Annotated in this window: 10 protein-coding genes and 1 tRNA gene; 3 read left to right on the forward strand and 8 right to left on the reverse strand. The window is 54.2% G+C overall.

The genetic code is table 11. The features are described 5' to 3' along the window. Positions 1 to 84 precede the first annotated feature (84 nt). The 4 genes from LOC67_RS16070 to LOC67_RS16085 all read right to left on the reverse strand — a co-directional run bounded on the left by LOC67_RS16070 (position 85) and on the right by LOC67_RS16085 (position 7691). A complete protein-coding gene (locus tag LOC67_RS16070) occupies positions 85 to 828 on the reverse strand; it encodes an FAD-binding oxidoreductase (RefSeq protein ID WP_230263632.1) in 744 nt (247 codons plus the stop codon). Between the two features lie 61 nt (positions 829 to 889). Continuing rightward, on the reverse strand, positions 890 to 1384 hold the full coding sequence (locus LOC67_RS16075; RefSeq protein ID WP_230263633.1) for a DUF1269 domain-containing protein: 495 nt from the start codon (positions 1382 to 1384) through the stop codon (positions 890 to 892). A 644-nt stretch (positions 1385 to 2028) separates the two neighbouring features. Next, positions 2029 to 3753, reverse strand: a complete 1725-nt coding sequence (locus tag LOC67_RS16080; protein WP_230263634.1) for a hypothetical protein — start codon at positions 3751 to 3753, stop codon at positions 2029 to 2031. Between the two features lie 2 nt (positions 3754 to 3755). Next, on the reverse strand, positions 3756 to 7691 hold the full coding sequence (locus LOC67_RS16085; RefSeq protein ID WP_230263635.1) for a hypothetical protein: 3936 nt from the start codon (positions 7689 to 7691) through the stop codon (positions 3756 to 3758). Positions 7692 to 8687: 996 nt separating this feature from the next. Here LOC67_RS16085 and LOC67_RS16090 point away from each other — a divergent pair. After that, positions 8688 to 9017, forward strand: coding sequence for a DUF3387 domain-containing protein (locus tag LOC67_RS16090; protein WP_230263636.1), 330 nt, complete (start codon positions 8688 to 8690; stop codon positions 9015 to 9017). A 114-nt stretch (positions 9018 to 9131) separates the two neighbouring features. Here the strand turns inward: LOC67_RS16090 and LOC67_RS16095 are convergent. After that, a tRNA-Gln gene (locus tag LOC67_RS16095) sits at positions 9132 to 9203 on the reverse strand. Positions 9204 to 9368: 165 nt separating this feature from the next. Beyond that, positions 9369 to 10427, reverse strand: a complete 1059-nt coding sequence (locus tag LOC67_RS16100; RefSeq protein ID WP_230263637.1) for a helix-turn-helix transcriptional regulator — start codon at positions 10425 to 10427, stop codon at positions 9369 to 9371. Between the two features lie 382 nt (positions 10428 to 10809). On the opposite strand from LOC67_RS16100, the gene rsmG reads away from it, so the two are divergent. Continuing rightward, complete coding sequence (gene rsmG / locus LOC67_RS16105) at positions 10810 to 11487, forward strand: 16S rRNA (guanine(527)-N(7))-methyltransferase RsmG (RefSeq protein ID WP_230263638.1); 678 nt, start codon at positions 10810 to 10812, stop codon at positions 11485 to 11487. A 576-nt stretch (positions 11488 to 12063) separates the two neighbouring features. Here the strand turns inward: rsmG and LOC67_RS16110 are convergent. After that, entirely contained in the window at positions 12064 to 13032 is a 969-nt protein-coding gene (locus LOC67_RS16110; protein ID WP_230263639.1) for a UDP-glucuronic acid decarboxylase family protein, read from the reverse strand. Positions 13033 to 13065: 33 nt separating this feature from the next. Further along, positions 13066 to 13872: a pantoate--beta-alanine ligase gene (panC, locus tag LOC67_RS16115; RefSeq protein ID WP_230263764.1), complete on the reverse strand. Its 807-nt coding sequence runs from the start codon at positions 13870 to 13872 to the stop codon at positions 13066 to 13068. On the opposite strand from panC, the gene LOC67_RS16120 reads away from it, so the two are divergent. Beyond that, entirely contained in the window at positions 13825 to 13965 is a 141-nt protein-coding gene (locus LOC67_RS16120) for a hypothetical protein (protein ID WP_230263768.1), read from the forward strand. The two genes, panC and LOC67_RS16120, sit on opposite strands and share 48 nt — an antisense overlap. The last annotated feature ends 153 nt before the right edge of the window (positions 13966 to 14118 follow it).

The raw sequence follows: 14118 nt of genomic DNA on the forward strand, positions 1-14118 counted from the left end.
TCGCTCTACCGTACGTCTATAGGAATGCCTCGCACGATGGATTTGCAAAAGGTAGACCAAGCGTGGATCGGATAGCAATTCGGTTTAGGCGGCTTCGTGAACGATATGTTCTTTCGTGACACCGAGGTCAAGTAAGATCGCCTCCATGTCTTCAACCATGTGTGGAGGACCGCAGATATAAAACGGCTGATCGAATGTTTCGACTCTTGCACGTAGCCAGTCAGTATTGATTTCGCCGAACTCGTAGTCCCGATGCTGTTCCTCGGTGAGCGTGCACGTAATGCTTCTTCCCAGCATCCGAAACAGTTCACCCTGCAGGAAGATGTCTTCGGCGCATTGGTTGCTGAAGAAGACCCGGTTCCCGTCCAATTGCTGTTGTTGATGAAGGTATCGCAGGATGGAAATGAATGGCGTCATCCCCGCCCCACCCGCGATGAACAACCCCGGCCCCTGATACTTGATTGCACCCCACGCGTCACTGAAAATTAGTCTGTCGCCAACGCTCGCGTTCTTAGCGAGGTGCTCGGTCATTCCGTCGTGGTTTGGGTACTCATCCGTTGGATAAGACTTGATGATGAATTCTAGCCTTGGATCGCTTGGGACACTCGTGATCGTGAAGGGGCGTTTTTCTTCGCGCCAACCTTCCTGGTCGAGGGCCAAGTCGACGGCTTGCCCGGGGGTGAATTCGAAGCCGTCTGGCTTTTCGACAACGTACAGATGCACGTTTCTTGCCAGTTTTTCACGATGCAGTATCCGTCCCCGGTGCTTTCCAAATTCGCTCCAGTCGCGGGTGCCGCTATGAGGTTGGTTTTCCAGATTGATTGACATGTGATGATCTCCAGTTGAATGAACGTTGGGTAATGCCAGAGCGACTGGCTGCGGTCGTGGACTACTGACCGTGACGTGCTAACGAAACGCATGAGACGGTTTTCAAAACCCGATGTGCCTTTTGTAGTCGGACAGGGTCACCGCAAATCACAATCAAGCTGTCGCCGTTTGCGATCGCTTCGTGGTAATCAGCTGCGTCGTCGTCGGACGCACCAACGGTTTGAAAGATATTGACCGTTCCGCCTGCTGCTGCTCCCGCGGCCATACCGACGAGTGGTCCAGCGACAAGCATTGGTCCGATCATTGTTGCGGCCCCCATAGCCGCTCCGATCGTGCCTCCCATAAGCGACGCGCTCGTGGTAGTAGGACCATTTGGCAAACTTGTTTGTTTCGACAATGGCTTCGTTGCGAAGCATGGGAGTCCCTGGTCAACATCATCGCGGTTTCGGACCAAGGAAACTTCCTCGGGGGAAAACCCTGCCTTTTCAAGCACCTCGATCGCTGTGTTGAAGTTTTCTGGATCGCTGTATCTTGCGACAACACACTGGTCGGTCATCGTTCATTTCTCCCATTGAAAAGGTCATCCACAAGTTTTCATATGCGATGAGGCGAACACCTTGGGTGACGACTCACGCGGCTAGTCTGATCGTGAATGGGCGACGAAATCGGCAACGTGGTGAATACTTTTCCGGACATTGATTGCCGACTCGCCCTACTTCAGCTGGCTTGTTTGGGTGTCAAGACGCAAGCGATGTGCCAACTTCGGCTGTGGCTTACCAGCAAGCGGATAAAGTCAAGCCGAGCAACGCGGCAAGTGTTTCAGCGATGGATTGAATGAAGTCGATCGAATTGCGATCAAGACTTGGCCATCGAGAAGGAATGCGCGAAGTCGAATACGCGGTAATTCGTATTGCGCAAAGAGAACCCCCGGTCGTCTAGAATCCGGAGACGACCGGGGTTTGTTTGATGAAAGACATCCGAGTCTTTGCCTGGTTCCTTCCACTCGCATCATGCGATGGTCTTGTGATCGCCTCTTGCGACCAACCATGGGCGGAATTTAAGTGGAATTCGCAGACGCGAAAAGACCAGTTGGGATACTTTTGTTTATAAACATTTTGCTAGTACCGAGATGATCGTTTCGCATCGAACGGAATGACCGTTTCGCGTATTTGCAGCACCGCTAAACGTTCAAATCGATCTTTACTTTCGCCCCAGACATCGGATCAATTGATCCAGATCACAAGGTTGCGGCGGATCGGTGTTGTTGCCTTCGGCCAATCGGTTGATCACGGTAAATAACTCGGCGCGTTCGGATTCCAGCTTTGTCAATTTCATTGTTGGCTCTCCGCCCCGTGCCAAGATTCTTGATTGGACTTCGATGACACGCGCCAAGTTGGACAAGTCTTCGCTCTGTCGTTTGGCTTCACTGCGTTTCATCAGCGACGCTAAGTAGGCAAAATACTCCCGGCGATGCGGATCAAGCAGGAAATCATCCAATGCCGCCAACGTGCTGACAGTCATTTCACGCACATCGACACGATTCGGATTTTTGGTCGCGACGATGAGATCGTAGCTGCCCGATTCCAATTCCCCTTGCCCCGGTTTGGAATCGCCTTTGGTGAACGATTCGTGGATCGTCTCGGCGCTAGGGGCGTTAGTTGCGTTGTCACCGCGTGCATTCAATCGCCATAGCGAACCGTCGACCGGTTCAAATCGAAATTCGATGTCGTCCTCTGATTCTTCGACTTTGATCGTGATAGGTCGACGAATGATACGACAGGTGTCCAGCAGCGTTCCGGCAATCTTTTGCACCACATGTTTGTCATCGCCCTGTTCCGGCTTGGATTGAATCAACACGGGTACGGCCCGCGACTGGGGCCATCGCGCGTCGACAATGACGACCACTTCTTTCCCCGTTGATAAGGTCGCGTTTTCCAGCAGCCCCGGTCCGGTTGCGTCCAGGCGGATCGCACCGCTGGGTAATGCAAACTTGCTACCGTGTAAACGCAGCAGTGGGTCTTGAATGCCTTTTTGCAAATCAAATCGCACCAACCACTGTTGTTTTAAATCCGTACCCGGCAACGGGAACGCAGCGCTGGTCTGGTCATCGACAGCCGTATCCAACAGCCGGGTGCTGATGTTAGTCGGTTGATCTCTATCTTTGTATTGAAAATTCACCTCGGTTCCTGCCGGCCAATCAAACAATGAAGTGTTGACCAGACTGACCTGTAGTTGAACTGAGAATTTACCTTCGTTGTTGATCAAACGGTAGGAATGTGCCACGGCATCTCCGGGCAGCGGGTAGGACACTTCCAAGTCAGAGTCGGAATCAGCGACCAGCCTGCGAGCGATCAGTTTAGGCTGCATCGTCGCCGGAGTTCGGACGGGAGTGATGGTGTTCACATTGGTCAGGTTGTGAACCGAAACGGAATTCGTTTTGGAATTTCGCAACACCAAACGAGTTCGATCGACGGCCTCGATGTGCCCCGTTTCCTCACGATCGTCGGAACCCTTTAAGACAACCTCAATTCCCTCGAATCGCGTTTGCAATGCGGCGGAAATGTCGGTTCGACTGTTGTTGATGACCACAGCGGGAACTTTTTGTGATGTTAATATCCATTCGTCCGCGGGGCCGACATTGACAGTCCCGGAATTCAGCTCGGAAGAGTCAGTCGTCGGCAACGGAAAGCTTGTTCTATTTCCGTCCGTGTTTTTGCCTGGCGAAATTCGGTGGTGAACCATGGCGGAGAACGATTCGCCGTTTATCAGTAACTCGATGCGAGTCTCTATCGACGCGGCTGGTTGTTTGACGAGCACGTCTTGTCCGACAACAGCGATCGGAGATAGCAAACAGGCCGCCCATGCAAAGGAGACAACCCAAAATCCGAGGCAGTTCTCGGCTTTGATATGTGAGGATCGATACATTGCTATTTCCAGGTGAGTCCGATGTCGATGGGAAGCGCTGTCGTGATTGGATGGGATGTCGCACCGGCAGTCAGATTGCCGCTGACTAGAATCATCATCCGGGGTGGACGCGCGGTTACATTCGCTTTTGCAAAGGCCAGCACCAATGCATCCAATTGTGCTTTCAGGGTGCCGAAGCCTGCAGCACTTAACATTCGGTTGGATGATGCGTCAAAGGTAACGTCCAGTTCAACCGCAGAAGACACCGTCGGCGGTGTGGTAGCCGAAGCGGTTAATGCCGTCAGCTTCAGTTTCCCGGTAGCGCTGCGGACCGAAGTCGGCACTCGCACCCCAAGCGACAACAAAGTGTCGTCCATTGCAATGGTTGGATCCCCGGTCGAGGGCACGGTAATCGTTGCCTCGCCAGCGACGAATTCAGGATCGAAACTGATCGCAGTTGTAGCCGACGGATCGGGACGGCGAATCTGGGGAATCAGTAGGTGACTGGAGACACCGTACGGTGTTGCGATATGAACGTCGACACTGTCGGGATTGCTGGTAGGTTGTCCCAGCGTTTGCGTATTCGGCGGAATCACCACTTCCATGATTTCCCTGCTTAGCAATCGGTACTCCGCCGCCCGCCCGCCGACGATCACCCGGGTCTCGTGAACACTGAATCCTTTGCCAACTAAGAACAATGTGGTCACACCGGTGGGATCGATCCCCGGTGCCCCATACCATCCGATTAGGTCGGGTGACAAATCGCTGTTGCCCGTATGAAACATTTCAAACCCGCCGAGTGCGTTTTCGTGCGGAATTTGAACCGTGGTACTTTGCAATGGCAATCGTTTATCAAGCCTATCGATGACGTCATGCATTTGAGCGACATCGCCGGGGCGATAGCAGCCGCAATCTTTGGTGCACGATGCGAACTTCTGAATCGCTTGATGGGCCGAACTCAGTTTCATCGTGTCGTTCATCGTCAACTCCTTGTCCGCAGGGTTGGTCAGATGAAACCAGTTACCGCGGCTGGATAGGGTCAGGTAGGGGACGAAGCTGGGCATCAGCACAACCGCTGTGCACTCGCGAATTCCTGGTTCCATCTGTCGCGAGCGAACCAGTGCATCGCGTCCGGGACCACCGAGCAGCGACTCGGCGAACGCCCCGATAGTCGACGGTGTCCCCGGGGTTTGGATGCGAGGGTAGAATCGCCAACCGAAGCTATCATCGCCGTGTCCGTAGGCAACCTGAGTCCGATTGATACCGATGGTTTGCAAATCGATTTCAAGGCGTCGCACGAATTGTCCCGCGGCCTGGGGACTTAATTCTCCGTTGGCGACACCGATCGCAGCAGCGAGCTGCAACTCGCGACGACTGCTGAATGAATCTGCCACGTTTTGTTCATTCGAAACCGGATCGAGTGCGAATACTTGAATCGGCCAACGGCACTGGACGTAAGAGTTGAAGGCTTGGCAAGATTCAGGCGGCGGCGTCGGTCCCCAGAAACACATGCCGGTAACATCCCCGCAAAGGCATCCCTTTTCCGATGCCAGTGTGTTCATGTCTTCGATCAATCGAGCGTTCAGCAGACTCGATTCGACCATCAGGCACCAACCCAAGGCGCCGATCGGATCGGTACGGAGACCGCGCGGCAATGTGTCCATGTATTGCTCACGGAAACAACGGACGCCGACCATATCGTTGCTGCGTATTGCCTCGGCCAGTCCTTCGCACGCGAATCGCCACATCTGTGTGTGTTCCCGACTGAGGAAATCGTAGGCCGCAGACAATTCATCATGCAGGACTCTTCGAACATCAATCAGCAATCGTTCCCGTCCCGTATTGGGATGAGAGCTTCGCAACGTATTGTCGATAGTCGACGCAATGACCAATAAGTTTTCGGCACCGTAGACTTCGGCAAATTGGCTAGGAGGAATCGGCTGAATGCTTCGTCTGCCTCGCTGCGGTGCCGCGGGACCCGGCATCGTCGCTCGGAACAACGGCCGCTTCAGAGCAAAGCGGTCGACGCTGTCGGAGACTTCACCGCGATAGCTTGTTTGGAGGTCGGGCTGATAGTTGCTGTCGTTTTTACCGGCGGTCACTTGGCCGTTTGACTTGTCGATCTCGGCATTCCATTGCTCCTTAGAGTTCTGTGAGGACGTTTGGCCCAAGTATGAATTCACGACTGAATTGCTAAGCTGCTGGGCTATCCCGCTCATGTTTGTCTGTGTCGATTGCGACGCATTTCGAGACTTCGGAAGACTGGAAAAACGTTGATACAGAAGGTCCAACAACTCGAAATCCACCAGTATCGGCATGCGACTACGTGGCCCAATGAATGACATCAGTGTCTGGGGTATTCCCGGTGAAGAAGCCGTACTGAATCGAGCAATGAAGCTGGCGCCAGTTGCAATTGGCTGCAGCGCCCGAAGGTTTTCTTGGCCTGCTCCCGATATTTGTTCGACAACCAGCTTTTGAGCCTCGATTAATCCTTGGTCCGCAAGAGCCTTGAGCACGGACACCAACTGAGGATCGATCGTTGATGTATTAGCGAACACTTCGACCTTCCCCAGTGGCCATGCCAATCGATAGGGTAAGTCCCCTGGCTGGATCGGGTCATCAATCGATTGCTCATAGACAACGACCTGGATGGTCACGTCGACAAAAGGCTTTTGCGTCTTCACGCCCCCGACTACATCAAACATTTGAATCTGCATGGGAACGACGGCGACTCTGTATTTAAACAGATCTTCCAGTTGCGGCGTCGTCGTGTCCAAGTCCAATTTGGCGGCAATATGAATGTGCTGCCCTCCGACTTGATAGGTGTCTTCTGACAATGCGACGATCGTAGGGTCAGGAGTCGCAGGACGCTGATCATTGATCACCGTTACAGTGAAGATCTCATTGATGCGCTGTCGGAAGTACTCGCGATAGTCGTCGACGAAATCGAAATACGCGCGCTGCTGTTCAGTACGAAAGAGCTCGCCTTGAAGAACATCCAACCGTTGTTCCATGGCCGCAATCGTTGGAGCCGCAAGTCGCTGCCCCCTGACGATTGCTTTGAGATCCAATAGAGGGTCTTCGTCCAACGGTTTGTCAGGGTAACGCTCCAGAGTTCGCACCATGGGCAAAGCCAATTGATCCACCTGATCGTTGATGGCCAACTGACGAAATGTTTGCGGCAGCAAATCGTCACCCAACACGGGACGCAGGGTAAAACCAACTTCCGCGCCGTAGCCTTCGCGGGTACGTTTGCCAGGCAATAACGATACCGGGACCCTCATCAGGTTCATCGAATACCCGGGCGCATCGGCGGTATCGTCACCTTCATTGATTCTGCGCAGTTCATTGAGGGCGTTCAGGTAACGGAACATCTGGTCATTGTGCACGACCGGTTCCAATGAGATTGACAGCGCCTCGCCGTCGTAATTTGAAAACTGCGTTGCGGTCGGTTGCGCAGGGTCGTTGCGATTGACGACGGATCCATCGGCCGGCGCATTGGCTACGCCGAACACATTGGTAATTGACTTGTCACCTGAGAGTTCGGCATTGCCCAATGCGATCGCCATCGCCAATGCTGCTTGATCGGTGCGGCGAAGTGATGCTTGCAGGGTCGGTCTGAACGAAGAGAGTTGTTTGCGAAGTTCCAACTCCACATCTTGGCGATGCCGTGTCAGTCTCGCCTCGCCCCAGACGTCGGGATGCTTGGGTACGACCGACCCATAGATCTCCAGATGGTGCTCCAACCAATCAATTTGGTCGGCCAATTCCTCGACGTCTTGATGCTCACAGCGATTGGGCGCTTGCTGCTCAATCGCTTTTTCCGTAACGCCTCTTCCTAGTCGTCGCAGTCCACGAAACAGACCCGAAAAAGGCTGGTCCGCCGCAGCAGGCAAGGCACAAACGATGATCATGACCAAAGCAATTGCCCGAGAAGATGCTTTGGATGATTGACGCATTAAGGGAATCCGTCCCATTCCAACTGTCATCGGAATCCTTCCTTGTGACGTACGATGAACATGAATTGGCTTCGCCGGTCTACCGGAATCTGTCAGGGTGGCTGTAAACCTCCCCGTCTAGTGCCGTCCTATCGGCAAAACCGGCAGACTACGATCCCCTCTGCGGGACGGAAAACACTAACCCAAGACGCTGGCGGTTCCTATTCCAACGGTTGCATCAAGTCTGCGGATTGGGCAAGAGAATTCTTCTCATCCCATCAGCCGCAACGCGCCAGCGTGCGGTTCCTTCGGTGACCGCCGTGGCGAAACCTTTTCATCGACAACCCGCAACCGCGGCACGACGATCGACCGTACGCACAAGGAACTGACCGAGACCGACATCGCCAACACATATCACTCTTGGTGTGGTGAATGAACGTCGCTCGACTTTCCGAGTCGAAAACGCGCTCGACTCGAAGAGTCGATGAATACTGGCTACCCGGCCGTTCCCGGCTTTTGCAAAGCTTGATGTTGGCAGACGACGGTATTCCGTTCGAGACCAAGTTCCATTAGCCGCAACGCGCCAGCGTGCGGTTCCTTCGGCAACTGCCATGGCGACACGTTGCTTATCGACGCCCGAATCCGACACCACGATGGTCAACCGCACGCACAAGGAACTGACCGCGACCGACATCGCCAATACGTATCACGCTTGGCGTGGTGAATTAACGTCGCTCGACTCTCCGAGTCGGAATCGCCCTCGACTCGGAGAGTCGAGGGACACTGGCTACCGGTCCGTTTCCGGCTTTTGCAAAAGCTAGACGCTGGCGGACGACGGTATTCCGTTGGAGACCAAGTCCTATCAGCCGCAACGCGCCAGCGTGCGGTTCCTTCCATGACCGACCAGATCGACGACGCGAAGATCGCACGCAGAAAGGCGTGTAGGAACTGCACGCTAACACGTCGCGGCCGATTGAGAATAGGACGCAGGAACCGCAGGCTGGCGCCAAGCGGCTGATGGAGGATGAACGAAACGACGAACGCAGCGAAGTGCTCGATGACTTCTCTGAAGAGATTATCGATCTGATTCACCTGCTCAAAGCCGAGCGAGCTTCATTCGGTGATCTCGGCATCCGATTCGAACAACAAGCCACTTACGATATCAAAGCCGAGAAGAAGGTTGGTGTTGTTCTCGTCCTTGCCGGCCATGGCTATCCCCGTCGACCGCGACGATGTTTACACCCATGCCGAGAACTGCAAGAAGCATCGCAGGGGAGCTCCACAGGCTTAACAGCCGACCCAAGCGATAAGTCTGCGACAAAAGGATCGCCTGTCTCATCGCTATAAATATGGCGACAACCAAAGTCTCAAAGGTCAGCGTCCCACGTCCAGCAAATCCTACTGGAGCATTGCAGAAACCCAACGAAAAAAGCCTCCAGCATAATACAGAAGGCTTTTAAGCTACCCCGCTAGGACTTGAACCTAGAATGACTGAACCAAAATCAGTAGTGTTGCCAATTACACCACGGGGTAGTGCTGCTGGTTGAGCAGTCCGCGAAGTGTAGCAAATGCTTCGCGGTTGCCAAATAGGACTCGGTCACTTCTTGGCAGGTTCGGGAGAAATTTTTCCACTACCATTGTCCCGCCTGTTTGATTCGCACTCCCAACGCGAAAAATCCGAATGGCCGGACCCACACCCTAGGTATTTGAATTGCCATAGGTTGTGGCCATCTGACGAACCGACTCCGCAATCGTCGTCCGAAACTCTTCCGGCCCGATGACTTCTGCGTCCGCTCCCAGCGAAAGTACACGCGGAAGAATCTCACGCGGATGCGATGCCGGTACGGTCAGCATTGTTGTGTCTTCGTCGATGTCTTCTAAGATCTGATCTGGGTGCCAAGGATCCTCGCGGACATAGGCAGCACTTCGTTTTCCAAGCTTGATCTGCACCATCGTGGGAGAGTCTCCCGAGAAGATGCCAATGCTGCTGCCCAGGTACTTGGCAAGATCGATATCCGGATCCGGTTTAAAGTATTCGTCCAACAAGCGTGCTTGGCGGAATCGGTCGAGTTTCCAGTTGCGCAGGCGAGCGTTCTTTTCCAGGTCGCCGGCTTCTTGGTCGGTGCTTTGTCTGTCTTTTTCCCGCGGCGATGCGGCAACGATGTAGATGCTGCTTTGATAAACCGCCAAGCCATACGGTTCGATTTTTCGCGTCGAGACCGGTTTGCCGATCGCTTGATACTCGATTTCAACCAAGCGATGCTCAAGGATCGCTCGGTTGATTGTCTTGAGCATGCCTTCTTGGCGTTCATACGATTTGTAAGGCGAGCCAAAGACATGCAGCGCAGCTCGGTACCGTGCGTAATGGTCGAAAACGCCATTGGGGACCGCTTCTTGAACTTTGTTCCAGAAGGTCTCGATCCCGCGCCAGTACTGGGTTCCCATCAGGGGATAAAGCAGCTCGCGGCCGATTGACAGGGCAATCAGTTCGGTCGACGAAATCCCAATCTCGTGGACGTCTTTGGTGTTTTGTCCAAGCTTGAAAACACGTCCACGCTGAAGCGTTTCGGACTGGATGTCAAAGCCCGCCGCTTGCAGGGCCTCGATGTCGCGACGGACCGTTCGTTCGTGAAGTGTGGTCAGTCCAAGGTCGGCGACCAAGTCACCACGCAATTCATCGAGGGTGCGGCCAAACCGCGATAATTCTAGAAGTTGCAGGAGCTTGTGCTGTCGGATGAGCTGTTCGTTTCTTGCCATCTGGAACTCGTTTTCCCCGAGTCGATTGCGAGAGTGGCCAGCTTTGGGCCGGCCGGTGTGATCCATCAAAGCGATCATTCTAGGCTGGTAAAGCAGTCTAGCAAACCGTCACCCGGTAGGTCCGGACGCTCGGGCAGCGTGTTTCTTTGAGCGGAAACAGCGAATTTAGATGCACGGCAGAGACTTCGGACGCCACGATTGGTGAAAGCGAGACACCTGGGGCAGCGACTTTTCGGTTCCTCCAATGAGGGGCGGTGGTCTCTTGGGGGAACCCCCGGGCGATCTTTGCGGGAACTTCGTCTATTGCAGGCTGTTCCCAAATTCTGATTTGTCGTTCATGATGCTCATTGCAGAACATTTATTTCCCCTTTATCCACCGCCGATGTCTATCGTTCCTGAATTCGCCGCCGCTCTCGCCAATCACAACATCGAGCTCGAAGAAGAGTTGGTGTTGCGATTGCAGGCCTATGCTACGGAGATGTGGGAATGGAACGAACAGCTGAACCTGACTCGCCATACGACCTGGGATCTATTTGTCGGGCGTGACCTTCGTGACTGCATCCAAGTCTCCAAGGTGATCATGCCTGGAGAAGAGGTTCTGGACCTGGGCAGCGGGAACGGGGTTCCGGGGATTCCCCTGGCAATCCTGCGACCGGACATCGAAGTTTCGCTAGCCGAATCGGTTGCCAAGCGAGCCAACGTGCTGGGCGAAATGGTTGCGGAGTTGGAGTTGCCAGTCCCAGTCTACGCCTCGCGTGGCGAAGAGTTGCTGGACGATTTTCGTTTCAGCACGCTGATGTGCCGAGCCGTCGGGAGTATTGCCAAGCTATGTCGTTGGGTGGAGCCCTATTGGACCAACATCGATCGGATGCTTTTGATCAAAGGCCCAAAGTGGATCGAAGAACGCAAAGAGGCTCGTCACCTAGGGTTGATGAACGAGTTGGAGTTGCGTCGAATCGTGGCTTACCCACTTGGCGATGACGCGGAGCAAAGTGAAGGAGCGATTTTGCAGATCTGGCCTCGTAACCGCAAGTTGCAGCACAGCTTTCCAGAGCAGTGATCGATTGCTGGTGGCAACCGTCGCTATTTCGATGACGGATCAGTTTGATTGGTACCCATGAGCCGTAAAGACGTTCGCCTCGGTTGAGTGTTTCGGCAGCCGGAGGCTGCGATGCAGTGCGTCGCAAGGCGGGAGCCTAGCGACGAGTGCCTCATGCGAGGCTCCTCCCTCGCATGCAATGTCTTCCAGGCTCCGCCTGCTGGTTTGAGAGTACTGGCGAAATCAACCGTCGCTAGCGCGATAGCGGCTCAGTTTGATTGGTGCCCCTGAGCCGTAAAGACGTTCGCCTCGGTTGAGTGTTTTGGCAGCCAGAGGCTGCGATGCAGTGCGTCGCTAGGCGGGAGCCTAGCGACGAGTGCCTCGTGCGAGGCTCTTGCCTCGTATGCGATGTCTTCCAGGCTCCGCCTGTCGATTTGAGAGTACTGGCGAAAGTAACCGTCGCTAGCGCGATAGCGGCTCAGTTTGATCGGTGTCCTTGAGCCGCAAAGGCGCTAGCCTCGGTTGAGTGAACACGAGGCTTAACTGTTTACATGCACCCGTCGCCAGCGTGATGACGGCGCAGATGGGGCCAGTGCACTAACTGTAGTTTGGCGTTGGCGGGCGATAGTCACCAAGGTCGATCGACTTGAACCATTCAATCGTGCGCTGCAAACCTTCGGCAAGTTTGATCTTGGGTTCCCAACCCAGTTTCTCTTTCGCCAGCGAGATGTCTGGGCGGCGACGAGTCGGGTCGTCCGATGGGAGTGGACGCTGTACCAGTTTGCTTGACGAGCCTGAGATCTCGATTACCAGTTCAGCCAATTCTTTGATGGTGAACTCATCGGGGTTGCCAATGTTGACTGGGCCGATGAAATCAGGCGTGTTCATCATGCCGATGATCGCATCAACCAAGTCGTCTCGGAAACAGAACGAACGGGTTTGTGAGCCATCGCCGAAGATCGTGATGTCTTCGCCGGCAAGTGCTTGACGGATAAAGTTCGAAACAACTCGTCCGTCAAATGGGTGCATTCGAGGACCGTAGGTGTTGAAGATCCGTACGATGCGAACGTCAACATTATTGCTGCGGTTGTAATCCATGAACAAGGTTTCGGCGGCCCGTTTGCCTTCGTCGTAGCACGCGCGGATACCGATGGGGTTGACGCTGCCTCGATAACTTTCGGTCTGCGGGTGAATTTCCGGGTCGCCGTAAACTTCGCTGGTGCTGGCTTGCAGAATTCGAGCTCCGCATCGCTTTGCTACACCAAGCATGTTGATCGATCCCATGACGCTCGTCTTCATGGTCTTGATCGGGTTGAACTGATAATGGCCGGGGGCTGCGGGGCAGGCCATGTTGTAGATGCGGTCAACTTCCAAAAAAATTGGAAGTGTGATGTCGTGCCGAACGAGTTCGAAGTTGGGCCGATCGAGGAGGTGTGCGACGTTGGATTTTTGGCTTGTGAAAAAGTTATCCAAGCAAATAACGTCGTGACCTTCGTTTACGAGACGTTCGCAGATATACGATCCGAGAAAGCCCGCGCCGCCGGTGACTAAAATTCGTTCGATCATGAGTCAGTTGATTCGTATTAAATCCCAGTTCGTTTATTCGAACCGCAAAATGCAGTTATCAATTAATCGTGTGGTGCCGACATGAGCGGCAAGGAGGGTGACAGCGCTCGACTCAATTCGCTCGATCGGTTTGAGGCTCTGGCTGTCAACGATCACGGCATAGTCTACCCGATCGACCGTGTTCGTATTCGCTGCCGGCGGCAGGTGACGATGGAGAATCTCTGTTAGGGTTTTCACCTCACGTTGTCCGCCCTTAAAGGCCGCTTCAACTTCCGCCAATGCTTGGGATAGGCACAGCGAACGTTGACGCTCGTCGACGTTTAAATACCGATTCCGACTGCTCATCGCCAGCCCATCCGCTTCGCGGACGATCGGACAGGAAACGATCTCAATCGGGACGTTCAGATCATCGACCATCGTTTCGATGACACGCAGCTGCTGAAAGTCTTTTTGCCCGAAGAAGGCGTGGCTTGCCGGCAAAATTTGAAACAGTTTTAAAACGACCGTCGCGACGCCGCGAAAATGTTCTGGGCGGAACTTTCCCTCCAGCGGCAATGCGACTTTGGGCGGCACCACCATCGTGCTCGATCCCGGGGGATACATTTCGTCGGTGCTGGGAATGAAGACCGCGTCGCAACCGGCATTGGTCAATTTTTCGAGGTCACGTTCGAGTGTTCGCGGGTATTTGTCGAGATCCTCTCCCGGAGCGAACTGTGTTGGATTCACGAAAATTGTTGCGATCGAATCGTCGCAGCGTGAGCGGCTCATCGCGACCAACGATAGGTGGCCATCATGAAGCGCCCCCATCGTGGGAACCAAGCCAACGGTATGGGATTGCATCCGTCGTTGGAGTACGTATTCCTGGGCCTGACGGACGGTGTTCAGGATTTTCATACGGACTGGTGCAAAGCGAATGGTGCAGACGAGCTGTGAAGTCAGCACGATAGCGGACCGCCGGGATTGTGGCTATCCGCGGTGCGCGATAACGGTTCAGGTGGTTGATTCCTGGCTGTCGCGTTTTTAATCGCGGTCGGTTTTATGAGCCGCTTTGGCATTAGCCACGGTTGTGTGCATTGGGCAGCCTGG

The sequence above is a fragment of the Stieleria sp. JC731 genome (assembly GCF_020966635.1).
GTDB lineage: Bacteria > Planctomycetota > Planctomycetia > Pirellulales > Pirellulaceae > Stieleria.

What these genes read in the sequence shown, in the direction of transcription:
- LOC67_RS16070 (WP_230263632.1), bottom strand. Translation starts at nt 828, where the DNA reads ATGTCAATCAATCTGGAAAACCAACCTCATAGCGGCACCCGCGACTGG.
- LOC67_RS16075 (WP_230263633.1), bottom strand. Translation starts at nt 1,384, where the DNA reads ATGACCGACCAGTGTGTTGTCGCAAGATACAGCGATCCAGAAAACTTC.
- LOC67_RS16080 (WP_230263634.1), bottom strand. Translation starts at nt 3,753, where the DNA reads ATGTATCGATCCTCACATATCAAAGCCGAGAACTGCCTCGGATTTTGG.
- LOC67_RS16085 (WP_230263635.1), bottom strand. Translation starts at nt 7,691, where the DNA reads ATGCGTCAATCATCCAAAGCATCTTCTCGGGCAATTGCTTTGGTCATG.
- LOC67_RS16090 (WP_230263636.1), top strand. Translation starts at nt 8,688, where the DNA reads ATGGAGGATGAACGAAACGACGAACGCAGCGAAGTGCTCGATGACTTC.
- LOC67_RS16100 (WP_230263637.1), bottom strand. Translation starts at nt 10,427, where the DNA reads ATGGCAAGAAACGAACAGCTCATCCGACAGCACAAGCTCCTGCAACTT.
- rsmG (WP_230263638.1), top strand. Translation starts at nt 10,810, where the DNA reads ATGTCTATCGTTCCTGAATTCGCCGCCGCTCTCGCCAATCACAACATC.
- LOC67_RS16110 (WP_230263639.1), bottom strand. Translation starts at nt 13,032, where the DNA reads ATGATCGAACGAATTTTAGTCACCGGCGGCGCGGGCTTTCTCGGATCG.
- LOC67_RS16120 (WP_230263768.1), top strand. Translation starts at nt 13,825, where the DNA reads ATGAAGCGCCCCCATCGTGGGAACCAAGCCAACGGTATGGGATTGCAT.
- panC (WP_230263764.1), bottom strand. Translation starts at nt 13,872, where the DNA reads ATGCAATCCCATACCGTTGGCTTGGTTCCCACGATGGGGGCGCTTCAT.